Raw genomic sequence first — 21,474 nt, 5'->3', positions numbered from 1 at the left:
TCGGGCTGCAGCTTCCGTCCAAAATGCTCATTTGTGGTTAAAATGCGCGCCCTTTGTCCGGCCGATCCTGATCCATGAACCCTGAAGCTCTCGCCACCCTCCACGCCCATTTGCTGCCCGCACTGGGGGCGGCACCCTGCGAAACCCGCCGGCTGTTCCACGGCCGCGGGCGCTGCTGGCCGGGACTCGAGCAGTTGACCGTGGACTGGTTGCAGGGCGTGGTGCTGGTGTCGTTGTTCAAGGAACCGGCGCCTGAGCAACTGCAGGATCTGCGAGATTTACTGCTGCACCTCGCCGCCTCGCCGGAATGGCAGCAGTCCGGTGCGCATACCCTGCTGATCCAGCACCGCTATCTGCCGCAGAGCACGGCCGAATGGCTGATCGGCGAGGAAATCGAGGAAATGACCATCGTCGAGGGTGGCTTGCAGTACCGCGTCGACTTGGGCCGCAAGCAGAACACCGGGCTGTTTCTCGACATGCGTTTCGGGCGCAACTGGGTGCGCGAACAAGCGGCGGGCAAACGCGTATTGAACCTGTTCGCCTACACCTGCGGTTTTTCCGTGGCGGCAATCGAGGGCGGCGCCAGCCATGTGGTCAATCTCGACATGTCCCGCGCAGCGCTGAGCCGTGGTCGCGACAATCATCGTTTGAACGGCCATGACTTGGGCAAGGTCAGCTTCCTCGGTCACGACCTGTTCAAATCCTGGGGCAAAGTGATCAACAGCGGCCCGTACGATCTGGTAATCATCGACCCGCCGTCGTTTCAGAAAGGCAGTTTTTTGCTGACCAAGGACTATCAACGCGTGTTGCGCCGCTTGCCGGAACTGCTGACCGCGCAAGGCACGGTGCTGGCGTGCATGAACGATCCGTCGTTCGGTTCGGACTTTCTCATTGATGGCGTGACCCAGGAAGCGCCGAGCCTGCGTTTCGATCACCGGCTGGACAATCCGCCGGAATTTCCGGATGTCGACCCGGAAAGCGGCCTGAAAGCCCTGGTTTTTCAGCGCAACACCTGACACATCAAATTCCCCTGTAGGAGTGAGCCTGCTCGCGATAGCGGTGTGTCAGTCAGCAAATGGTTAACTGACACACCGCTATCGCGAGCAGGCTCACTCCTACAGGGGGCTCAGCTTTCAGCGCGAACCGAGCGCCACGCCGCTTGTGCGAGCACCTCGCGATAATCCGTCGGACTGCCTTTGACCCGCCCCGCCAGCCAGGCTCGGCAATAACTGTCCGCCTGTCCGATGATCAGTGATGGCAGCAGCTCGGCAGGCAAATTCTGCAGCTCGGCAGCACGCCCCGACTCCGCAAGCCATTGGCGCAGACGCAGATTGCGCGTCTTGTTGCGCTCGGCCAGCTCTTCCTTGAACGGGCCTTTGGTCACGGCGAACCGCGCGTGATACTGAAAACGCGCCCACTGCGGCTGTTGCTCGACCCAGTCGACATAGCTGAAGACCAGCGCCTGCACGCCTGCTTCGGTGCTATCGACCGCGTCGAGATACGCATCACGCAAACGCCCCTGATCCTCCAGCGCGGTGAAAAACAGCGCCGCGACCAATCCTTCCTTGTTGCCGAAATGGTGGTAAATCGCGCCGACGCTGGTGTCGCATTCGGCGCGAATCATCTCGATGGTGGTCGCCTCGATTCCCTGCTCGTTGAACAGCTTCAAGGCCTTGCGAAAGATGTCGCGTTTGAGCTCGGCGCGGCGGCCGGGGTAGCTGCGTTCCAGTAGATCGGCGGTGTCCATGCTGCTTGAGGTCCGAAAAAGGTTTGAACAAGGCGAAGTTTGCCCGTGGAAATTGCGCCTAGGTTGACAGATTTGCCGTGAACAGAATACCGTTCCGTTACAGAACATTATTCTGTAACGGAACATCATTCTGCTAAACCACCAAATCGTGAGGCTTCCATGAGTCAATCTCTCAGCATGTTCAACAGCGTCGGTCCGGACGCTTTCAGCAAGATGGCCTGCCAGTTCGCCCCGTATTTCAGCAGCATCAACCCACTGATCAGCGAATTGCGCCCGAACGCCGCCACCGTTCAAGTGCCGTTTCGCAAGGAGATCACCAATCACCTCGGTACAGTGCACGCCATCGCAATGTGCAACGCGGCGGAACTGGCCGGCGGGATGATGACCGACGTCTCCATCCCGGCCGGCGCGCGCTGGATTCCGAGAGGCATGACCGTGGAATACCTGGCCAAAGCGAAAACCGACGTCACCGCCGTGGCCAGCGCTGAAGGCGTGGATTGGCAGAGCGATGGCGACAAGGTCGTCAATGTCGACATTCATGATACCGAGGGCAAAAAAGTCTTCACCGCACGCATCACCATGAACGTCAAACTGGGTTGAAATTGCACGCACAAAAAAGCCCTTGCTGCGCAATGCGCAGCAAGGGCTTTTGATTGGCCGGGTCAGTGCAAGGTCAGGCGCTGACGGACAAATTCTTCGACGTGACGGCTGGTCTGATCCAGATGACGGTCGCGTTGTTTTTCCGCATCGACCATCGCGCGCTTGCCGTTCTTCTGCAGCAGGTAGGTATGAATCTGCTGCACTTCCAGCGAGCGGTAGATCGGCGTGGTATCGATAAAGCCGCGCAAGCCGTTGCTGCGGTAATGCCGCGTGCTCATCAGCACCTGAGTCTCGCGCTGGCCGATCACTTCAAAACCCAACGCTTCGAAGTACGGCACCTTGCCAATGCTGCAGGCCAGTTCCGCATGCGGATAGCGTCCGACCATGTCCGCGAGCATCGCCCGCGCCACACCCTGACGCCGATGCCCTTCGCGCACCGCCATGTAGGCGACGCTGCACGCCTCCCAATCGCCCTGCACCGGCAGGTACAGCAGAAAGCCGATGACCTGTTCCGGATCTTCATTGTCAGTGGCCACCAGCAATTCCACCTCGGTGCCTTTCTGACCATTCAACGCCTCGAGGTACAGATGCACCTCGTAACCGACCGCGTACTGATAAACGTTGTACAGCAGATTGCTCGGGCCAAGTCCCACCGCACTGATGTCGGTCAGGTAGTCGACGACCATTTGCAGGATCTGACTGTTGACGCTCTCGGGGCATGGGGAGGTGTAGTGGGTGATGCGTGGCATGGACAAACTCCGGCGGTAAATAACGTTGCCGATGATCAGAGCCGTCGACGAACCGCGACATCATACCGCGCCGCGGTAGACCACCGTTTAAAGATCCGCTGTCGAAGGCCGATGTAACGATCACCTTTCATTTCACTACCAAGGACCGGGCCATGTATTACCCGCGCGAAGCCGCAAAAGATCATCTTTACAACCGAATCGTCATGCTCACTGTCGCCTGCTGCGTGGTCTTGCTCCTCGCCGGGATGGCGCGCCATCAAGGCATTCTGTATGCGCTGTTGAATTTCAATGGCGCGCAAACCAACGGCACTGTCACGCAGTTGGAAGAGATCCTCATGAACAAGAACGGCAAGATCATTCACTATCGCTATGCCGACGAGCAGGGTCAGCTTCATGAAGGTGATTTTGTCGACGAACGCTACGCCGAACACACCCAGTACGAAGTCAATGGACCGATTGCGCTATTGGTCTCGCCCTGGATGCCGGAAAAAAGCGCCATCGCCAGCCAGCTGCAAAGCTATCGCGCAGGTTTTTACATCATGGCCGGCGGCGTATCGCTCGCCCTGCTGTTCCTGCTGGTTTCCGGCCGGACGTTCTGGCAGATTCAGGCGATGAAGGAACAGGACCGGTACTACTGAACAGTCACTGTTGCGGCGCCACTACTCTGAATTTGATGTTGATGTCTCTGGACACCACGCTGTCAGCCCACTCCCCTGCGCCGAGGCCGAACGCCTCACGGTTGAGCACCAGCTCACCGTCGAAGATGCCGATGGCGTTGTCCGGTTTCAACTGCACCGGCACCTCGACCTCGCGAGTGATGCCCTTGAGTGTGAGCTGCCCGGCGATCTGGTAACGGTGTTCGGCCACCTGGGTGAAACGGCTGGATTCGAACACCGCGAGCGGGAATTTCTCAGTGTCGAACCAGGCCGGTTTTACCAGCTCTGCGTTGGCGTCTTCGCTGCCAGCATCGATGCTGCCGAGATCGATATGCAAAGTCGTACGGGCGTCGGCAAGGTTGTCGGTGTCAAAGTCCAGCGTTGCCTCGAACTTGCCGAAGGTGCCATACATTCGCGAGCCCATCTGCTGGTAGGTGAAGCTGATCTGGCTGGCACTGGTGTTGACGCGAGTGTATTCGGCGGCTTGAGCGACGGTCGAGGCATACAGGTACAACGCGGTAAACAGCAGCAATCGCATCGACATGGAATTCTCCGGGCGGCGCGTGCCGTCGAGGGCCTTGGTTCACTTAAGCAAACAACCCGCCGTCACGCCAGCACCTATATCAAGCGCTCGATCTTCTGGTGCTTCCAGACCAGTTTGTAATAGAGCGTCTGCAGTATCAGCATTCCCAGATAGGCAACCGGAAAAGCCATCCAGACGCCCTGCAAACCGAAGTGCCCGTCCAGCCAATACGCCGCAGGCAACTGCACGCCGACCACGCAGATAATCGAAATGACCACCGGCACCAGCACCGTGCCACTGGCGCGCATGATCCCGCCGATGATGGCCTGAAAGCCAAATACCAGCAGGCTCCAGAGCATGATGTGCAAGAGGTGCTCGGCCATGGCCCGGGTCGAGTCCTCGGTCAGGAACAAGCCCAGCAGCCAGTGCGACAGAAGATAACCCAGCACAATCAAGCCCCCGGTCAGGCACACGTTGATCAACAACCCGGTGCGCAGGATTGGACCCATTCGTTGCAGATGTCCGGCGCCAATCGCCTGTGCCCCGAGAATCGATGCGGTGATCGCAATCGACAGCGCCGGGAATTGCACGTAATTGACGATCTGCGTCACCGCGCCATAGGCCGCTGTTGCCTGAGAACCGTGCTGGTTGACCAGTGCCAGAATCACCAGCTCCGACAGCGACAGCACGATCATCTGCACTCCGGTCGGCAGGCCGATACGCAAAACCTTGCCGAGTATCACCCGGTCCAGTCGCAATGCGGCAAAGAACTCCCGGTCTGGCGCCAGCGGATGGCCCTTGCGGATCAGCCGCCAGGCCAGCCACGCCATTGCCGACAGATTCCCCGCCAGCCCGGCATAGGCCGCGCTCTGAATGCCCAATGGTGGCAAACCGAGCCAGCCGCGAATCAACGCCGGCGTCAGTGCCAGCCCCACCGCGGTGGAGACGATCAGCGCCAGCAACGGCGACAGCGTATCGCTGACCCCGCGCAGCAACTGGGTGAACAGCACGAAGACCAGCAGTGACGGCAGAATCCACAACATGACGTGGGCATAGTCCACCGCATCGTCGAGCACATCCGCCGGCGTGCCCAGCCCCGTCAGCGCCTGGCGCGCAAACACGGTACCGAGCACTGCGGCAACCAGGCCGATCAGCATACCCAGCAGCAACGTCGCTCCGGCAATCGCTTTGACCATGTGCGTTTCCCGCGCGCCCCACGCCTGACCGATCAACACGCTGGCACCCGCGCCAAGACCGATGACCAGGGCGATGAAAAAGAACACCACGGGAAACATGCCGGACACTGCCGCCAGCGCCTGAGTGCCTAGCATTTGACCGATGTAGATGCTGTTGACTGTCCCGGACATCGATTGCAGGAAGTTCGACAGCACCATCGGCGCGAGAAACAATAGATAGGTTTGCCAGAGCGGCTTGGCGAAGGTGGCGCTTTGCATTGAATGGAGGTCCATCTCGACGGCGGCAGGCCTGATTGACGATAGCTTCGGTGAGTTGCGTGCACGGTGCAATCAACATTTCCAATCGGCGTTGATTGTCAGTTTTGCATTTGTGTAAATGCCAGGCATCGCTTTGTGTCAGTGTTCGGCTGTGGTAAATCAGCGATTCTCTCGACACGTACTATTGAGGCTAGGTTCATGCGTAACGTTGCAAATTTTCTGCTCGGCTCCCTTTTCGTGCTGTTCGCGACCTGCGCTCAGGCAGCCGCACCTGCAGCGGCCCCTGATTCATTGAAACCGTTATTGGTCACGCTCAATGAACGCCTGAACATCGGTGATCTGGTTGCGCTGACCAAATGGGACAGCGGCAAACCGATCCAGGACAGCCCGCGTGAGGCGCAGGTGATTGCCAATGCGCGAACCCTGGCAGACGAAAACAAACTCGATCCGGATGACGTCGAACAGTTGATCGCCGCGCAAATGGAGGCCAACAAACTGGTGCAATACGGTTTGCTCGCACAATGGCAGGCGGCAGGTGCGGCACCGGATACACCGCGCCCGGACCTGGCGAAACAGATACGCCCGCGTCTGGATGAACTGCAAAAGCGCCTGTTACAACAGTACGCCGAGTTCTCCCACTATCGGCAAGACCCGAATTGCCCGTCATGGCTGACCACTGTCCGCAGCGGTCTGGCCGCCGATGCGCTGCATGATCTGGCGCTGATTCGTGCCAGCGGCGAGTTATGCATCCGGGCAAAACCGCTCTGAAGCGAGGGTATCGGCAATACATCATCGGCGTCGATGTTCACCATCGCGTCAATGAAGTTCTCATAAAAAAGCACGGCGTAACATCGGCTCCAGACAAACAAACAACTTTCTGGAGCACACGATCATGAAACGCCAAACCCTTCTCGGCATCGCTTTCTCGGTTTTCGCAGTTAACGCTTTTGCGGCAACCCCTGCTCACACCCTGGTCGCTGAAGGCGGCTCGGACAAGTTGATCGAAAGCCGTTTGGCTGAGGGTGGTTCGGATCGTCTGATCGAACGCCGCGTGGCCGAGGGTGGTTCGGATCGTCTGATCGAACGCCGCGTGGCCGAGGGTGGCGCGGATCGTCTGATGGAACGTCGTGTGGCCGAAGGTGGCGCGGATCGTCTGATCGAACGCCGCGTGGCCGAGGGTGGTTCGGATCGTCTGATCGAACGCCGCGTGGCCGAGGGTGGCGCGGATCGTCTGATGGAACGTCGTGTGGCCGAAGGTGGCGCGGATCGTCTGATCGAACGCCGCGTGGCCGAGGGTGGTTCGGATCGTCTGATCGAACGCCGCGTGGCATGAATCAAGTGCAGTACCGCAACCCCCATGAAAAAGCCCGGCCTGATCAGCCGGGCTTTTTGCATTCAGCCGACGCTTATTGCGCGGTTTTCAGCTTGACCACGTCGCCGGAGATGGTGGTGGTGTAGCCGGTCAGGACCCAGGCCCAGAACCAGTTTTCCTGCACTTGGGTGTTGATCAATGCATCGCCACCCTTGGCTTTGATCGCCGCGTCTTGCGCACGTACAAATCGGCTGTTCTGGCGGATCGGAATAATACCGAACAGCAGCAGGCCGGTGGCCGAGGCTTCGCTGTGGCCAACCACGGTGTACTGGTTGCTGTCGTAATGTGCGGATTTCATCGGGGCGCCGGTGCAACCTGCCAGAACCACACCGAACAGTGCGGCGGCGACTACTTTGCTGAGGTATTTCACAGTAAAACTCCATGGGGGAACGCCCGGGATCCATCTCTCGGGCGGCGCGCATTCTAACCAAAATGATGGCTCATTAGCATCAATGTTGTTCTTGTTTACATGAACTTGTTCGCTGGCCGGCCATCGGCGATGTCGCATACCATGGCGCCACTTTAACAAGACAGACACCGCCCCCCATGTTCAAAGCCAGTCTGCGTAGCCATCTCACCCTGTGGTTCGGCGGTTTGTCCCTGCTTACGCTATTGAGTGTGGGCTTTTATGTCGGTCACATCGCCACCGAGCAAATGAAGCAGGCCAGCGGCAATGCCTTGCTGAACACGGCGCGCTCGGCGGCGACGTTGTTGGGTGAGCAACTGCGCGAGCGGCAACTGGAGGTCTACCTGCTCAGTCGCGCTCCGCATCTGGAACGTGGTGATCTGGATAACCCCGCCATTCTCAAATCGATGCAACTGCGCACCCAGGCACGCGCCGAATACGCGTGGATGGGCGTCACCGACGCCGAAGGCAACGTCCGCCAGGCCGTCAACGATTTGCTGGTCGGCCAGTCAGTTCAAAAACGCCCGTGGTTCCAGACCGGCTTGCGCCGCCAGTACACCGGCGATCCCCACGAAGCGGTGTTGCTGGCGAAATTGTTGCCGGGCCTGCCCAATGGCGAGCCACTGCGCTTCATCGATTTCGCCGCACCGATCCATAACGCCGAAGGTCTGGTGATTGGCGTGCTGGGCGCACACGCGCACTGGAGCTGGGTGACCCGCATCGTCGAGTCGGCGACGTTTTCCCACAAGAACTCGGCACCGGATATCCAGGCGCTGATCGTCGACCACGATGGCAAGGTGCTCTACCCCGAAGCGCTGATGGGCCAACAGCTGGCGAGCAACGACCCGGTATTGCCGGGCTGGACGGCGGCCAACGGTTACCTGACCAGCATGGTCACCGTGCCGACCCCATCGGGCACGGCGCTGTCGTGGTCGATCGCCATCCGCCAGCCACTGGAGACCGCGCTGCAACCGGCGCGGACGCTGCAATACGAATTGCTGATCCTCGGCGTTTTCGCTGCCATCGTTTTCGGCCTGGTGGCTTATTACCTGGCGCTGTACCTGAGTCGCCCGATCGAACAACTCGCGCACTCGGCCAAACAGGTGCAGAACAACCAGTCCGGCGCGCAATTCCAGCTCCAGCATCCGGTACTGGAAATTGCCCAGCTCGGCCAGTCCATCGACGCGATGACGCAATCACTGCTCGGCAAGGAACGCGAACTGCAGGAAGCCAACGCCTCGCTGGAAGCCACCGTGGCGCAACGCACCGCCGCACTCACCGAAGCCAATGCCGAGCTGCTGAGCCTGGCCACCCACGACGGCCTGACCGGCGTTTACAACCGTCGCCGGTTTGACGAAAAAATCACTGAATACTCACTGCTGTCCCGGCGCACTGGACGCCCGTTTGCCCTGCTGCTGATTGATGCCGATTACTTCAAACGCATCAATGACAGCCACGGCCACGCGGTCGGTGACGAGGTCCTGCAACAACTGGCGACCTTGATCCAGAACAGCGTACGCAGCACCGATTTCGTCGCTCGCTACGGCGGCGAAGAATTCGCCGTACTGCTGCCGGAAGTGGCGCAACCCGACACCCCGGAAGTCGTCGCCGAGAAGATTCGCGCGGCGGTAGCCGAAGCGGAGTTTCCCGGCGTCGGCCACGTTACCGTGAGTATTGGTCTCGGCCTGGCAGATCCGGCAGACAACAACCACACGGCCCTGATCAAACGTGCCGATCAGCAGCTGTACCAGGCGAAGGCTGCGGGGCGCAATCAGGTTGCGTTTCATGCCCACTGACACCGGCGTAGACAGGTCGACTTGCCGGCCCCATCGCTGGCAAGCCAGCTCACACAGGGATTGAGTACACCTGCTATTCACCAGCGTTTTTGAGATACCTATCGCGAGCAGGCTCACTCCTACAAGAGCAAGAGCAAGAGCAAGAGCAAGAGATCGCAGCCTTCGGCAGCTCCTACAGTCCCACGTTCACCTATAGGCCGAGTGTCAGCTCGCCTGCTCTTGATCTTGATCCACCGGCGACGTCGGAAGGCTGAGTGGAGGGATTGATCCGGGCGTGGGAGCGCAGCGACCGTACGACGCAGTCGTACACAGCGGAAGGAGGTGCAGCGAAGCAAACCGTAGCCGCTGCGCCCGGATCGATCCCGGAGCGAAGGAACCCCGAGCCCCAGCGAGCGGGCCGAACGTCAGGGCGAAGACCTTTTGGTTCCTTTTGGGGCGTTCCCCCCGTGTCAGCCTACCTGTCACCTCTGTTGATTGACTCAACCATTCATGGGGGCGAAGGTGTCTAGCAATGCCGAAGCGTTATGACGATGACTTCAGAGACTGGGCTGTTCTTCAAATGATGCCGCCCTTAAACCGTTCCGTAGCAGAGCTCGCCGTTGCAATCGGCGTCACCCCACAGTCACTGCGAAACTGGAGGCAAATGGCTAGAGATAAAGGATTGATTGTTCCTGGGAATAATAAAACCAGCAATCAGTGGTCCAGCGCCGACAAATTCAACGCCGTTCTGGAAACCGCGCCGTTGAGCGAGGTAGAGCTTTCACAATATTGCCGAATCAAGGGCATTTATCCTGAGCAGATTCAGCAATGGCGCCAAGCTTGCCAGAATGCCAACACTGCGATGGAGCCTCAGCCCAACAAAAAACCGACCACCGAGCAAATACGGATAAAGGAGCTGGAGCGACAACTGCTTCGATCCGATGCTGATTGCAAGGAGGCGGTCGCTTTACTGGAACTCAGAAAAAAAGCCAATGCGATCTGGGGCAAGGACAAGGAAGGCTGATCAGCGCCCCTGATCGTGTGCAGGCTTTGGGCCTGATCGCTGAGGCAGTAGCAAGTGGTGCTCGTCGGTTTCGTGCATGCCAAGAGATAGGGCTGTGTTTGCGGACGGTTCAGCGTTGGCGACACTGCGAAGCCGACAAGCGCCAGATCATCAAGCGCGAAGCACCGTCCAACAAACTCAGCGTCGCAGAGCGTCAGGCTGTTTTGGATGCTGCTAATCAACCTGGCTACGCGAGTCTGACACCGCACCAGATTGTCCCGAAGTTAGCTGACGAAGGTATCTATCTGGCATCGGAATCAACATTCTATCGGGTGCTGAAAGAGGCAAATCAGAATAGCCGTCGAGGCCGAGCCAAAGCTCCGAAGCGCCGAGCTTTGACCACACATTGTGCTGATGCCCCAAATCGAGTTTGGTGTTGGGATATCACGTGGTTACCCACCACCGTTAAAGGTCGCTTTTACTACTGGTACATGGTCAAAGACATCTATAGCCGCAAATTAGTGACCAACGAAGTACACGAATCCGAACGCGCAGAACATGCATGCGTACTGCTTGAAAAAGGATGCTTACGAGAGCGTACGGCGGGTCGTCCGCTGGTACTGCACTCGGACAACGGTCACGTAATGAGAGGCTCGCTTCTTCGAGAAAGCATGATTGCATTGGGCGTCGAACCGTCGTTCAGCCGACCCCGAGTAAGCAATGACAACGCCTATGCCGAAGCGCTTTTTCGTACGGCTAAGTATTGCCCGCTGTGGCCCGAGCGGCCCTTCGACAACCTCACGGAAGCACGACTCTGGGTGCAGAAATTCGTTGAGTGGTACAACGACGAGCATCGTCATAGCGCCTTGAAATACGTGACGCCCAATGAGCGTCACGAAGGCAAGGCACCTGCGTTACTGCAGGCACGGGAGAATCTTTACAAGGCAGCCAAAGCAACTAACCCTAGCCGTTGGAGCGGCGAAGTACGTAATTGGAAACTCGCAAACGCTGTTTACCTGAATCCAGAGCGCCCTGAAACAAGGGCGTAATAGACTCCTAAAACAGCCGTGAAGCGACAGATACGTTGACACGCACCGTTTGTAAAAAAAGTGAGTCGCCGTAAGGGCGAAACCCTAAGCCGCCATTACCGCAGCAATGGATATGTACCCGGTCAAAACTACCAAAACGCCCTGGAACGGCGCGTTCCCGTAATTATTCAGCACTGAACTTCTGCAGATAAGCCAACAGATTCTCCAGCTTCTCCTCATCACTCAGCCCCCAGAAAATCATCCGCGTCCCCGGCACCACCCCTTTCGGATCCTCGAAATACGCCTTGAGCGTCGCCCGATCCCAGGTAATCCCCGAGTTCTTCATCGCATCGGAATAAACATAATTGGCCGAAGTCCCCGCAGCCCGGCCAATGATGCCGTTCAACTGCGGACCAAACCCCGGACGAGCCGACTCGCCAACCTGATGGCAACCGCCGCACAGACGCGGAAAGATTTTCGCCCCGGCCTCAGGATCGCCCTCAGCCTGAGCGCTGGTGCTGAAGAGCAAAGCGAGAAACAGTGTTGTGGTGAATTTCATTGAACAGTCCAAACTGGCTTTTCATGGCGTGGGCGCAGTTTACAGATAAGCGCCGACAATCGTCCTGACAGTGATCAACGCCTGACGCAACACCTGCATGTCCACCGACCCGAGCGCCAGACGAATCGCATGGGGCGTATTGGCAGACAGCGAAAACGGCTCTGCACTGGTAACGGAAATCTGCTGCCGCATAAGCTCGACAACGACCTGATCGGCGCGCACGTCTTCGGGCAACGGTAGCCACAGAAAATACGAGGCCGGATGAGCGATGTAGCGCAGCCCATTCAGCAACTCGGCCGCCAAGGCCTGTCGGGCCATGGCATCGTGGCGTTTCTGCTGTTCAAGCAGTGTCACTGTACCGTCATCGAGCCAGCCGCAGGCGATGGCGGTCATGACCCCGGGCGTGTTCCACGTCGTTGCGCGAATGATCCGCTCCAGTCCGGACACTTGAGGCAACGGCGCGGCAACGAAGCCGACCCGCAATCCGGTGGCAATGTTTTTCGACAGCCCCGATACGTAAAACGTCCGTTCCGGTGCCAGTTCAATCAGCGGACATGGCGGGTTCTCGACCAGAAACGCGTAGGCCGCGTCTTCAATGATCGTCAGATCGTGGCGACGCGCAATCGCGATCAATTGCTCGCGCTGTTCCAATGGCATGACCCAGCCCAGCGGATTGTGCAGCGTCGGCATGCAGTACACGGCGCGCACTGCACGCTGGCGACAGAGTCTGTCCAGTGCCGGCAAGTCCGGACCCTGTTGCGTCATCGGAATCGCCAGCACTTCCAGATGCAACGCGTCGGCCAGCACCTTGAACCCGGAATAGGTCAACGCATCGGCGGCGATCACATCGCCGGGTTTAAGCAGCGCCATCAGCGTTACCGCCAGGCCCTGCTGAGCGCCGTTGACAATCAGCACCTGCGCAGCTTCGACCGTCACGCCGCGTGCCGACAAATGTTGCGCGACTGCGGCGCGCTCGTGGGCACGCCCGGCGTGGGGCTGATAACGCAGCAGCGCTTCGAGATCACCGGACAACGCCAGTTGACGCAACGCAGTACGCAACAGCTCGGCCTGACCGGGCAACGATGGATAGTTGAAATTCAGGTCGATCATGCCGACCGCCACGTCCTTTTGATCGATGCCCTGCCCCGGCGCCAGCGACGTTTCCCGGACAAAAGTGCCACGCCCGGCTTCGCCGCTGACCAGGCCCATCGCCTCAAGCTCGGCGTAAACCCGTGATGCGGTCACCAGCGCCAGTCCTTCCTGCGCTGCCAGTTGCCGATGCGTTGGCAATCGCGTACCCGGCGCCAATCGTCCGCCACGAATGTCCGCCGCGTAACGGTCTACCAGAGTTTTGTAACGGGAACGGGGCATGTCGGCTGTATCCATGACAATTTTTTGATTGTGCTGATTCTCAGCCCTAGGATCACGGCGACACAAGCCACTTCTTGAGCGCGACCGACATGCACACAACATCCACTTCGGCCAACCCGGCGCTGGAAAAAACCAGCGGCTGGATCAACGGTTTTATCGGCGTGCTGATTTTCAGCGGTTCGCTGCCGGCGACACGTCTGGCGGTGCTGGAATTCGATCCGGTATTTCTGACCGTCGTGCGAGCAGCCATTGCGGGAGCGTTGGCGGTGGCGCTTTTGCTGATGTTCAAACAGCGGCGACCGGCGCGTCATCAGTGGCTGTCGCTGTTGATTGTGGCGCTGGGCGTGGTGTTGGGTTTTCCGCTGTTGACTGCGTTGGCATTGCAGCACGTAACGTCGGCGCATTCGATCGTGTTTGTAGGATTGCTCCCGCTGGCCACGGCGATGTTTGGAGTTTTGCGTGGGGGTGAGCGGCCACGACCGGTGTTTTGGATCTTCTCGATACTGGGCAGTGCGCTGGTGGTGGGCTTCGCCTTGTCTCAAGGGCTGAGCGCCTCGCCGACCGGGGACTTGCTGATGCTCGCGGCGATCCTGGCCTGCGGCCTTGGTTACGCCGAAGGCGCGAAACTGTCACGCAGCCTCGGCGGCTGGCAGGTGATCTGCTGGGCGCTGCTGTTGTCATTACCGCTGATGGCGCTGCTGAGCCTGTGGCTGGCGCCCGCCTCGTTTGCCAACATCAGCGTGTCGGCGTGGCTGTGCCTGGGATATGTGTCGTTGTTCAGCATGCTGATCGGCTTCGTGTTCTGGTACCGCGGCCTGGCTCAGGGCGGGATCGCCGCGGTCGGGCAGCTGCAGCTGCTGCAACCGTTTTTTGGTCTGGCACTGGCGGCGACATTGCTGCATGAGCAGGTCAGTGTCGGCATGCTCGGCGTCACACTGGGGGTGATTCTTTGCGTGGCCGGAGCGAAGAAATTCGCCAGGTAATGTTCAGTGTCCGGCTTTCCATTGCCGTGGACTGAGCCCGGTCTTGCGCCGAAACGCCCGGGCCAGCGCCGACGGACTTTCGTATCCAACCTCCTCGGCAATCAGTGCAATCGGGCGGCCTTCGCGCAGGCGTTTCTGCGCGAGGCTGACGCGCCAGCTCAACAGGTAATCGGCCGGCGTCTGCCCGACCACGCGGCGAAACTGCTCGGCGAAACCGGCGCGGGACTGGTTCGCTGCAGCGGCGAGGTCGGCAACGCTCCACGGTTTGTGGGGTTGCTCGTGAATCAGGTTCAAGGCGCGGGATAAACGTGCGTCAGCCAGCCCGGCCATCATGCCCGGCTGCTGATCGCGACTGCCAATCAGATGGCGCAGCAGCAAAATCACCAGCAATTCGAACAGGCGATCCATCACCGCCACCCGCCCACAGTGGCCCTCAAAGGCCTCGCTGAACAACCAGTCAAGGGTGCTGCGCAATTCCGGAATATCGGTGAGTTTCAGTACCAGATAGTCGGGTAACGCAGCGGCCAGGGCATTGCCCGAACCGCCGTCGAAGGTCAGCGAGGCGCACACCACTTGGCTGGCCATGGCTTCGTCGGCAGACATCCGGTGAGTGAAGGGCCGGGGAAAGAAAATCAGTGACGGTTCGTCCAGACGGATCTCCCGCTCGTTGCCCGGTTTGAGCAGCAACGCCCCGGCTTGCAGAACATGCACATGGCCGACCGGTTCGCCTTCGTGAATGCTCACGCCACAAAACGCGCCGCTATGGAAGGTGCCGGCGTTCACGCCGAAATGACTGAGTAATGTGGAAAGGCGATCCATGGCTGACTCCCGAAGGCATATCTGGACGATCTGCCGCATATCCTCGACGATTTGCCGCCAAAGCGCCATTGGCAGCCCCTAAGATCTCTCCATCGCCGCTGCACTTCGCTGCGGAATTTCGGAGAATCACCATGAGCCGCATCCCTGCAATCAGCCTCGACACCGCCACCGATGCCACCCGTCCTGCACTGGAAGGCGTGAAGAAAAAAATTGGTTTCCTGCCCAACGTTTTTACCACCCTCGCCCAGGCGCCGGTCGCCCTCGACACTTACCTGCAAGCCTCGGCCATCCTCGGCAAGACCTCGTTGAGCGGCAAAGAGAAAGAAGCCGTTTACCTCGCCACTTCGCAGGTCAACGGTTGCGACTATTGCCTGTCCGCACACACCGTGTTTGCCGGCAAGGCCGGGCTGTCGGCGGAGGACATCATCGCGGCCCGTCAAGGCGAACTGAATTCCTACGCCGCCCTTGCCCGCCAACTGACCGAAACCCGTGGCCACTTGAGCGATGAACAATTGGCCGCTGCCCGCGCTGCCGGTATCGATGACCGCAAGATCATCGAAGTGATTGCCCTGGTGGCCGTGCAGACATTGACCAACTACCTGAACAACACCGCGCTCACCGATATCGACTTCCCGGCAATCGATGCCTGAGCAGTGGTTCAAAAAACCGCGAAATAACCGCTGGCGAAGGGGCACCCACTTTCGCCAGCGCACATTTTTGCTGCCATCATGCATGTCCAGAGATCCTGTTGCGCAAACAAGTGCCTGCTGTGCTGAAACCAAACACCCTGCGCGAAGGTCTTTGTCTCAGACAGACGCCCGGAAAAGCACGAACCCCATGACAGACTGGTTGCAGGACAATGGCGAGATGGCCGGGCAGATTCGCCGTCACGACTGGGCGAATTCGCCCCTCGGCCCGTTGGAAAACTGGCCCGATGTACTCAAGACCACCGTCTCGCTCAGTCTCGCGTCGCATTTCCCTCAGGCGATCGTCTGGGGCCCACAACTGATCACCCTTTACAACGACGCCTTCGTACCGATTCTTGGCGACAAGCCGCACGCGTTGGGACGTCCTTTCAGCGACATCTGGAAGGAAGCCTGGCATGAGATCAGCCCGATCGCCGAGGCCGCGTATGCCGGCCAGGCCACTTACATCGAAAACTTCGCCCTGCAGATCGAGCGCGGCAAGGGGCCGGAGCAGGCGTTCTTCACTTTCTGCTACAGCCCGATTCGCGACTCCCACGGCAATGTCGTCGGCATGATCGACACCGTTACCGAAACCACCCAGACCGTTTATCTCAACCGCCGCCTGGCCGTCCTCGATGCCATTGGCAACGCGGTAACCAACGCTACGGATGCGCAAGCGATCCTGGCGGCGAGCACGCGGCTGATGGTCGAGCAATTGCAACTGTCCAACTGCGCCTACGCCGATATGGATGCCGACGAAGACGGTTTCACCATTCGTGGCGATTACGCGGCGCAGGGTTCACCGAGCATTGTCGGCCATTATCAATTGCGCGATTTCGGTGAGAAGGCAGTGCGTCTGCTGCGCGCCGGTGAACCGCTGGTCATTCACGACAACCGCAGCGAGTTGCCGCCGGAGGAATCGGCGACCTTCCAGGCCATCGGCATCACCTCCACCATTTGTGTGCCGCTGATCAAGCAAGGTCGCCTTACTGCGTTAATGGCCATCCACGACAAAGTACCGCGCATCTGGTCGGACTTCGAACAGGCGCTGCTCAACGAAGTCACCGAACGTTGCTGGGCGCATATCGAACGGGTGCGTGCCGACGCCAACGTGCGCGAAGGTTTACTGGCGCTGGCCGAACTGAATGCCACACTGGAACAGCGGGTCGAGGAACGCAGCCTGCGTCTGGCTCAGGCCGAATCGGCGTTGCGCCAGTCACAAAAGCTCGAAGCCATTGGTCAACTGACTGGCGGCGTTGCTCATGATTTCAACAATCTGCTGACGATCATTCGCTCGTCGGTGGACTTTCTGCGCCAGCCCAACCTCTCGGAAGAACGCCGCCAGCGCTATATGCGTGCGGTGTCCGACACGGTCGAGCGTGCCTCGAAACTGACCAGCCAACTGCTCGCCTTCGCCCGCCGCCAGCCGCTCAATCCGCAAGTGGTCGATGCCGGCGAACGTCTGGCCAATATCGGCGAGATGCTCGAATCGGTCACCGGCGCGCAGATACACGTGTGCGTCGAGCGCCCGGATCACCCCTGCTACATCCGTGTCGACCTCAGTCAGTTTGAAACCGCGTTGATCAACATCGCCCTGAACGCCCGCGACGCCATGGACGGTCAGGGTGAATTGAAGCTACGCCTGGAATGCCACAAACCGCTGCCGGCGATTCGCGGCCACGCCGGTTCCAACGGCCACTTCGTGTCGATTGCCCTGGCCGACACCGGTGCCGGCATCGACGCACACGCCCTGGAACATATTTTCGAGCCGTTCTTCACCACCAAAGCGGTCGGCAAGGGCACGGGGCTGGGGCTGTCGCAGGTGTTCGGCTTCGCCAAGCAATCCGGAGGTAACGTCGATGTCTCCAGCGTGCTCGGCCAAGGCACCGAGTTCACCTTGTATTTGCCGCAAGTGCCGGCGATCGAGGCAGAAGAGGATGAGGCAGAGGACAATGGCGAGGTGCAGCCGGCGTGCGAAAAACGCCGGGTGCTGGTGGTCGAGGACAATCTCGATGTCGGCCGTTTCGCCAATCAGATCCTCCAGGATCTGGGCTATGAAACCGCGTGGGCGACCAACGCCGAAGAAGCCCTGCAATTGGCCGGCAGCGATGCCATGGCGTTCGACGCGGTGTTTTCCGACGTGGTCATGCCGGGCATCACTGGTGTCGCTTTGGCCAAAGAACTGCGCCAGCGCCGCCCTGATCTGCCGGTGATTCTGACTTCCGGCTACAGCGAAGAGCTGGCTCGCAGTGGTTACGAAGGTTTCGAGTTTCTCGCCAAGCCCTACTCCGCCGAACAGGTCTCGCGAATTCTCGGCAAGACCTGGCTGAAGGACGCAACGCCAGCGGCGTCAGTCGTGATCGACGCCAGCGCGCTTGAGTAATTTCTTGCAGCGTTCCGACAGATGAAACACCTGTAAATGCTTGCCAGCCTTGGCGTAGCGTTCACGCAGGGTTTTCAACGCGGCGATCGCCGAATAATCGACAAAGCTCAGGTGTCGGCAGTCGAGAGTGACTTTGGCCGGGTCGTTGGCCGGATCGAACTGGTTGAGAAACGGCGTGGTCGAGGCGAAGAACAGCGTGCCGTGCAGGCGATAGAGTTTGCTGCCATCGGCCTCCAGATGTTCATCGGCGTACAGTTCGCGCGCCTGCTGCCAGGCAAAGTTGAGCGCGGCGATGATGATCCCGCACAGCACCGCCGTGGCCAGATCGGTGAACACCGTGATGGTGGTCACGGCGATAATCACCAGCACATCGTGCGCCGGCACCTTGTTGATCACGCGCAACGACGCCCAGGCGAAGGTCTGCTGCGACACTACGACCATCACGCCTACCAGCGCGGCCAGCGGAATACGCTCGATCAGCGGCGACAGAAACAGAATGAACAACAGGATCAGCACGCCAGCGACCACGCCTGACAAACGCCCGCGCCCGCCGGAGCTGAGGTTGATCACGGTCTGGCCGATCATTGCGCAACCACCCATGCCGCCGAACGCGCCGGACACCATGTTCGCCGCGCCGAGCGCCACACATTCACGATCCGGGTAGCCACGGGTTTCGGTGATTTCGTCGGTCAGGTTCAGTGTCAGTAAGGTTTCTAGCAGGCCGACCATCGCCATCAGAATCGCGTACGGGGCGATGATGCGCAGGGTTTCCAGGCTCCATGGAATGTCCGGCATGGCGAACGTCGGCAGACCGCCGGCAATGTGCGCCATGTCGCCGAGCGTGCGGGTCGGCAGGCCGAACAGGTAGACCAGCAGGCCGACACCAAGGATTGCCACCAGGGCCGGCGGCACCGCTTTGGTCAGGCGCGGCAGGATGTAAACGATGGCCATGGTCAGCAGTACCAACCCGGTCATCAGGTACAACGGCGTACCGCTGAGCCAGTGCTCGCCGCTCTTGAAATGCTCCAGTTGCGCCAGAGCAATGATGATCGCCAGGCCGTTGACGAAACCGAGCATCACCGGATGCGGCACCATGCGCACCAGTTTGCCCAGGCGCAACAGCCCGAACGCCATCATGATCAGACCGCCGAGCAGCACCGTCGCCAGCAAATACTGCACGCCGTGTTGCACCACCAGCGCGACGATCACCACCGCCATCGAACCCGCCGCACCGGAAACCATGCCTGGCCGGCCGCCGAACAATGCGGTCAGCGTACAAATGATGAACGCGCCGTACAGGCCCATCAGCGGGTTGAGATGCGCCACCAGCGCAAAAGCAATGCATTCGGGCAACAGGGCAAACGAGGTGGTGAGTCCGGCGAGGACATCGGCGCGCAGACGAATCGGTTTCATGGCTTACCTGACTGAGCGGCCGTCGGGCACGGCCGCTGTTTTCGCGAAAAAAGAGGGAGGCGAATGTTACGGAATTGTTCGGCCTCGGGCCAGTGAAACGCTGACACCGATTGGCGCGGGGCTTATCCTTGCCGACTTGCCCATTGAATCGAGTCGCAGCATGTCAGCGTTTTTGTCCGCCCGGGATGTGTGTCAGCGTTTGCGCGAAGTGGCGCTGGGCGTGCTTGCGTTCGAAGTCTGCGAGGTAATGTCCGAGTCCGGGCTGATTGCCGTTGATATCGAGGATTGGCATCTGCTGCTGGACTTCGCCGACGGACATTTGCATCACTGTGAATTCGCTCGCAACTGCGCCGGGGATGAAGCGACGCTGGACACGTGGCAGCGTTATGGCACAGACCCGGTGAGCTTGCTCAGCACGTGGGAACTGGCGCAGATCGAGCGGTTATTGCGTGAGGCGAATCGGCTCGACGTTCAGGGCACCATTTCCAGAATCGGTGAATGATTTTCCTGCATGCGGTCGTACCAGCCCTGCAGCACATCGGGCAAGCGATTCTTCCACTTCGTCACGTTGGTGTAGTACCGCAGATGTTCCTGGCCCTGGTCATCGTAGCTTTTGAAGATCAGCCAGACCTGCGCGTCGGCCGCGCTCATCAGGATGCCGATGCCGCCGAGACCGCGCATCCACATTTCCACGACCTGTGTATCAGGTACATCCTTTGAATCCTCGCCGACCTGCAAGGAACCCGAGGTCTCTACCAGCTTCTGGTAATCATTCTTGAGCAGCGAACGCAGTACCTGGTCTTCTGCGGGTGTGCGAGCCAGACCCAGGCTGAGCAGATCGTAATCCAGGGTCAGCGGTTGTTCGGAGGCGATATAGCGACCGGCGTAATACACGCCCATGCCACCGCCGCAGTCGGAATCCGCACCGGTTTGCGTGACGTTCAGTACGCCATTGATGGGCGTGAAGGTGAGTTTGCAGTCGTCCTCGGCATACACGGCTATCCCATCCTTGAGTATGGCAACGCCGGTCAAGTCTCCGGAGTTGGCGCCCTCGCCTGCCGAGATATCGATGGCGATATGCGTGGCATCACGAGGTTGGGTGACAAGGGTCGCCGAAGTCGAAGTGCCGGGCGGGATCAATTGCCAAGTAGCGTCCCAACTGAACGGTTTGACCGCATGTTCGAGTTCGGTGAGGCGCATCAGATATTCACGACGCAGACACGCGCTCTGGGTACCGCAAGCGTTGCGGTTTTTCAGCCATTGGCGTTGGTCGGTTTTCAGGGCTTTGGGATCGGTAACGTTGCCCAGCGTGGTCCGCCATTGTTCAGCGAGTTTGTCGTCGAGGCTCGAGAGGTACGGGTCGTTGCAAATGGCTGTTTCGGCTTTGCCGGCGGCGCTGGTGCAATCGAAACTGCTGGCGTGGGTGCTGCAGGCCAGCGCGAGCGTTGCCAGCGCCAGGGTGTTACGCAGGGAGATAGCGAACATCGAGAGATTCCATTCTTCGGATGGCGGGGAGTATGCCAGTGCTGCTGCCGTAAATCGCCGTTGTCGTAGAACACTCAGTCACCTTGGAGCGAGCCTGCTCGCGAAGGCGGTGTGTCAGCCACAAATAAATTGCCTGACCTGCCGCCTTCGTGAGCAAGCCCACTCCCACAGGATTACACGCTACACCCGCGATCCCCGGCAACCCACAAAACCAATGTGGGAGCGAGCTTGCTCGCGAAAGCAGTCTGTCAGCCACAAATAAATCGCCCGACCTGCCGCCTTCGTGAGCAAGCTCACTCCCACAGGATTTCGCGCTACACCCGCGATCCCCGGCAACCCACAAAACCAATGTGGGAGCGAGCTTGCTCGCGAAGGCGGCGTGTCAGCCACCGATAAAATGCCTGACCTGCCGCCTTCGTGAGCAAGCCCACTCCCACAGGATTTCGCGCTACACCCGCGATC

At 59.6% G+C, this 21,474-nt stretch carries 21 protein-coding genes; 11 read left to right on the top strand and 10 right to left on the bottom strand.

Going from position 1 to position 21,474, the window contains the following annotated elements; genetic code table 11:
* Positions 1–74: 74 nt before the first annotated feature.
* Positions 75–1,016: a class I SAM-dependent methyltransferase gene (locus ACZZZ4_RS19920; RefSeq protein ID WP_039762257.1), complete on the top strand. Its 942-nt coding sequence runs from the start codon at positions 75–77 to the stop codon at positions 1,014–1,016.
* A gap of 110 nt (positions 1,017–1,126) precedes the next feature.
* On the opposite strand, the gene ACZZZ4_RS19915 is transcribed toward ACZZZ4_RS19920, so the two are convergent.
* On the bottom strand, positions 1,127–1,747 hold the full coding sequence (locus ACZZZ4_RS19915; RefSeq protein ID WP_039762258.1) for a TetR/AcrR family transcriptional regulator: 621 nt from the start codon (positions 1,745–1,747) through the stop codon (positions 1,127–1,129).
* Between the two features lie 159 nt (positions 1,748–1,906).
* On the opposite strand from ACZZZ4_RS19915, the gene ACZZZ4_RS19910 reads away from it, so the two are divergent.
* Complete coding sequence (locus tag ACZZZ4_RS19910) at positions 1,907–2,347, top strand: hotdog fold domain-containing protein (protein ID WP_039762259.1); 441 nt, start codon at positions 1,907–1,909, stop codon at positions 2,345–2,347.
* A 62-nt stretch (positions 2,348–2,409) separates the two neighbouring features.
* Here the strand turns inward: ACZZZ4_RS19910 and ACZZZ4_RS19905 are convergent, their stop codons facing one another.
* The gene (locus ACZZZ4_RS19905) at positions 2,410–3,096 is read right to left on the bottom strand and encodes a GNAT family N-acetyltransferase (protein ID WP_310409186.1); all 687 of its coding nucleotides are present in this window, start codon (positions 3,094–3,096) and stop codon (positions 2,410–2,412) included.
* Between the two features lie 152 nt (positions 3,097–3,248).
* Between ACZZZ4_RS19905 and ACZZZ4_RS19900 the strand changes: the two genes are divergently transcribed.
* Positions 3,249–3,734 (top strand): DUF3592 domain-containing protein, encoded by a 486-nt coding sequence (locus ACZZZ4_RS19900; RefSeq protein ID WP_039762262.1) that lies wholly within the window; start codon positions 3,249–3,251, stop codon positions 3,732–3,734.
* A 4-nt stretch (positions 3,735–3,738) separates the two neighbouring features.
* On the opposite strand, the gene ACZZZ4_RS19895 is transcribed toward ACZZZ4_RS19900, so the two are convergent.
* Both ACZZZ4_RS19895 and ACZZZ4_RS19890 read right to left on the bottom strand, forming a co-directional pair.
* Positions 3,739–4,296, bottom strand: coding sequence for a YceI family protein (locus tag ACZZZ4_RS19895; protein WP_463548544.1), 558 nt, complete (start codon positions 4,294–4,296; stop codon positions 3,739–3,741).
* A 74-nt stretch (positions 4,297–4,370) separates the two neighbouring features.
* Positions 4,371–5,729: an MATE family efflux transporter gene (locus ACZZZ4_RS19890; protein ID WP_463548543.1), complete on the bottom strand. Its 1,359-nt coding sequence runs from the start codon at positions 5,727–5,729 to the stop codon at positions 4,371–4,373.
* 198 nt (positions 5,730–5,927) lie between these two features.
* On the opposite strand from ACZZZ4_RS19890, the gene ACZZZ4_RS19885 reads away from it, so the two are divergent.
* Positions 5,928–6,497, top strand: coding sequence for a chorismate mutase (locus ACZZZ4_RS19885; protein WP_310409179.1), 570 nt, complete (start codon positions 5,928–5,930; stop codon positions 6,495–6,497).
* 124 nt (positions 6,498–6,621) lie between these two features.
* Positions 6,622–7,062, top strand: a complete 441-nt coding sequence (locus tag ACZZZ4_RS19880) for a phage infection protein (protein WP_463548542.1) — start codon at positions 6,622–6,624, stop codon at positions 7,060–7,062.
* 73 nt (positions 7,063–7,135) lie between these two features.
* Here the strand turns inward: ACZZZ4_RS19880 and ACZZZ4_RS19875 are convergent, their stop codons facing one another.
* Positions 7,136–7,471, bottom strand: a complete 336-nt coding sequence (locus ACZZZ4_RS19875; RefSeq protein ID WP_039762268.1) for a hypothetical protein — start codon at positions 7,469–7,471, stop codon at positions 7,136–7,138.
* Positions 7,472–7,647: 176 nt separating this feature from the next.
* On the opposite strand from ACZZZ4_RS19875, the gene ACZZZ4_RS19870 reads away from it, so the two are divergent.
* Together ACZZZ4_RS19870 and ACZZZ4_RS19865 are read left to right on the top strand one after the other, a co-directional pair.
* Positions 7,648–9,303, top strand: coding sequence for a sensor domain-containing diguanylate cyclase (locus ACZZZ4_RS19870; protein ID WP_463548541.1), 1,656 nt, complete (start codon positions 7,648–7,650; stop codon positions 9,301–9,303).
* Between the two features lie 511 nt (positions 9,304–9,814).
* Positions 9,815–11,334 (top strand): IS3 family transposase gene (locus ACZZZ4_RS19865; RefSeq protein WP_463548540.1). Its coding sequence is split into 2 segments (ribosomal slippage): positions 9,815–10,256 and positions 10,256–11,334, totalling 1,521 coding nucleotides; the frame shifts between segments, so codons are not numbered across the junction.
* A 163-nt stretch (positions 11,335–11,497) separates the two neighbouring features.
* On the opposite strand, the gene ACZZZ4_RS19860 is transcribed toward ACZZZ4_RS19865, so the two are convergent.
* Both ACZZZ4_RS19860 and ACZZZ4_RS19855 read right to left on the bottom strand, forming a co-directional pair.
* On the bottom strand, positions 11,498–11,872 hold the full coding sequence (locus tag ACZZZ4_RS19860) for a c-type cytochrome (protein ID WP_463548539.1): 375 nt from the start codon (positions 11,870–11,872) through the stop codon (positions 11,498–11,500).
* Between the two features lie 39 nt (positions 11,873–11,911).
* Positions 11,912–13,243 carry an aminotransferase-like domain-containing protein gene (locus ACZZZ4_RS19855; protein WP_463548538.1) on the bottom strand — a complete coding sequence of 444 codons (1,332 nt, stop codon included), beginning with the start codon at positions 13,241–13,243 and terminating at the stop codon, positions 11,912–11,914.
* Between the two features lie 89 nt (positions 13,244–13,332).
* Between ACZZZ4_RS19855 and ACZZZ4_RS19850 the strand changes: the two genes are divergently transcribed.
* On the top strand, positions 13,333–14,226 hold the full coding sequence (locus ACZZZ4_RS19850) for a DMT family transporter (RefSeq protein WP_463548537.1): 894 nt from the start codon (positions 13,333–13,335) through the stop codon (positions 14,224–14,226).
* Positions 14,227–14,229: 3 nt separating this feature from the next.
* On the opposite strand, the gene ACZZZ4_RS19845 is transcribed toward ACZZZ4_RS19850, so the two are convergent.
* Positions 14,230–15,045, bottom strand: a complete 816-nt coding sequence (locus tag ACZZZ4_RS19845) for an AraC family transcriptional regulator (RefSeq protein WP_039762273.1) — start codon at positions 15,043–15,045, stop codon at positions 14,230–14,232.
* A 131-nt stretch (positions 15,046–15,176) separates the two neighbouring features.
* On the opposite strand from ACZZZ4_RS19845, the gene ACZZZ4_RS19840 reads away from it, so the two are divergent.
* Together ACZZZ4_RS19840 and ACZZZ4_RS19835 are read left to right on the top strand one after the other, a co-directional pair.
* Positions 15,177–15,695, top strand: a complete 519-nt coding sequence (locus ACZZZ4_RS19840; RefSeq protein WP_130000214.1) for a carboxymuconolactone decarboxylase family protein — start codon at positions 15,177–15,179, stop codon at positions 15,693–15,695.
* Between the two features lie 187 nt (positions 15,696–15,882).
* Positions 15,883–18,114 carry a response regulator gene (locus ACZZZ4_RS19835; protein WP_463548536.1) on the top strand — a complete coding sequence of 744 codons (2,232 nt, stop codon included), beginning with the start codon at positions 15,883–15,885 and terminating at the stop codon, positions 18,112–18,114.
* Here the strand turns inward: ACZZZ4_RS19835 and ACZZZ4_RS19830 are convergent.
* A complete protein-coding gene (locus ACZZZ4_RS19830; RefSeq protein ID WP_463548535.1) occupies positions 18,082–19,527 on the bottom strand; it encodes a SulP family inorganic anion transporter in 1,446 nt (481 codons plus the stop codon). The genes ACZZZ4_RS19835 and ACZZZ4_RS19830 overlap by 33 nt on opposite strands.
* Before the next feature lie 160 nt (positions 19,528–19,687).
* Here ACZZZ4_RS19830 and ACZZZ4_RS19825 point away from each other — a divergent pair, with 160 nt between their 5' ends.
* A complete protein-coding gene (locus ACZZZ4_RS19825; protein ID WP_463548534.1) occupies positions 19,688–20,029 on the top strand; it encodes a DUF7693 family protein in 342 nt (113 codons plus the stop codon).
* Here the strand turns inward: ACZZZ4_RS19825 and ACZZZ4_RS19820 are convergent.
* On the bottom strand, positions 19,999–21,012 hold the full coding sequence (locus ACZZZ4_RS19820; RefSeq protein WP_463548533.1) for a lysozyme inhibitor LprI family protein: 1,014 nt from the start codon (positions 21,010–21,012) through the stop codon (positions 19,999–20,001). The two genes, ACZZZ4_RS19825 and ACZZZ4_RS19820, sit on opposite strands and share 31 nt — an antisense overlap.
* Between the last annotated feature and the right edge of the window lie 462 nt (positions 21,013–21,474).

The organism is Pseudomonas sp. AC252, assembly GCF_979258105.1.
The sequence above is the reverse complement of the archived record's forward strand: the minus strand, read 5'-3'. Positions and strand labels throughout refer to the sequence as shown.

Bases quoted from the DNA above. Each gene is read 5' to 3' on its own strand.
- ACZZZ4_RS19895 (WP_463548544.1), bottom strand. From the start codon at position 4,296: ATGTCGATGCGATTGCTGCTGTTTACCGCGTTGTACCTGTATGCCTCG.
- ACZZZ4_RS19920 (WP_039762257.1), top strand. From the start codon at position 75: ATGAACCCTGAAGCTCTCGCCACCCTCCACGCCCATTTGCTGCCCGCA.
- ACZZZ4_RS19820 (WP_463548533.1), bottom strand. From the start codon at position 21,012: ATGTTCGCTATCTCCCTGCGTAACACCCTGGCGCTGGCAACGCTCGCG.
- ACZZZ4_RS19845 (WP_039762273.1), bottom strand. From the start codon at position 15,045: ATGGATCGCCTTTCCACATTACTCAGTCATTTCGGCGTGAACGCCGGC.
- ACZZZ4_RS19910 (WP_039762259.1), top strand. From the start codon at position 1,907: ATGAGTCAATCTCTCAGCATGTTCAACAGCGTCGGTCCGGACGCTTTC.
- ACZZZ4_RS19890 (WP_463548543.1), bottom strand. From the start codon at position 5,729: ATGCAAAGCGCCACCTTCGCCAAGCCGCTCTGGCAAACCTATCTATTG.
- ACZZZ4_RS19835 (WP_463548536.1), top strand. From the start codon at position 15,883: ATGACAGACTGGTTGCAGGACAATGGCGAGATGGCCGGGCAGATTCGC.
- ACZZZ4_RS19860 (WP_463548539.1), bottom strand. From the start codon at position 11,872: ATGAAATTCACCACAACACTGTTTCTCGCTTTGCTCTTCAGCACCAGC.
- ACZZZ4_RS19840 (WP_130000214.1), top strand. From the start codon at position 15,177: ATGAGCCGCATCCCTGCAATCAGCCTCGACACCGCCACCGATGCCACC.
- ACZZZ4_RS19830 (WP_463548535.1), bottom strand. From the start codon at position 19,527: ATGAAACCGATTCGTCTGCGCGCCGATGTCCTCGCCGGACTCACCACC.
- ACZZZ4_RS19870 (WP_463548541.1), top strand. From the start codon at position 7,648: ATGTTCAAAGCCAGTCTGCGTAGCCATCTCACCCTGTGGTTCGGCGGT.
- ACZZZ4_RS19825 (WP_463548534.1), top strand. From the start codon at position 19,688: ATGTCAGCGTTTTTGTCCGCCCGGGATGTGTGTCAGCGTTTGCGCGAA.
- ACZZZ4_RS19900 (WP_039762262.1), top strand. From the start codon at position 3,249: ATGTATTACCCGCGCGAAGCCGCAAAAGATCATCTTTACAACCGAATC.
- ACZZZ4_RS19905 (WP_310409186.1), bottom strand. From the start codon at position 3,096: ATGCCACGCATCACCCACTACACCTCCCCATGCCCCGAGAGCGTCAAC.
- ACZZZ4_RS19915 (WP_039762258.1), bottom strand. From the start codon at position 1,747: ATGGACACCGCCGATCTACTGGAACGCAGCTACCCCGGCCGCCGCGCC.
- ACZZZ4_RS19885 (WP_310409179.1), top strand. From the start codon at position 5,928: ATGCGTAACGTTGCAAATTTTCTGCTCGGCTCCCTTTTCGTGCTGTTC.
- ACZZZ4_RS19850 (WP_463548537.1), top strand. From the start codon at position 13,333: ATGCACACAACATCCACTTCGGCCAACCCGGCGCTGGAAAAAACCAGC.
- ACZZZ4_RS19880 (WP_463548542.1), top strand. From the start codon at position 6,622: ATGAAACGCCAAACCCTTCTCGGCATCGCTTTCTCGGTTTTCGCAGTT.
- ACZZZ4_RS19855 (WP_463548538.1), bottom strand. From the start codon at position 13,243: ATGCCCCGTTCCCGTTACAAAACTCTGGTAGACCGTTACGCGGCGGAC.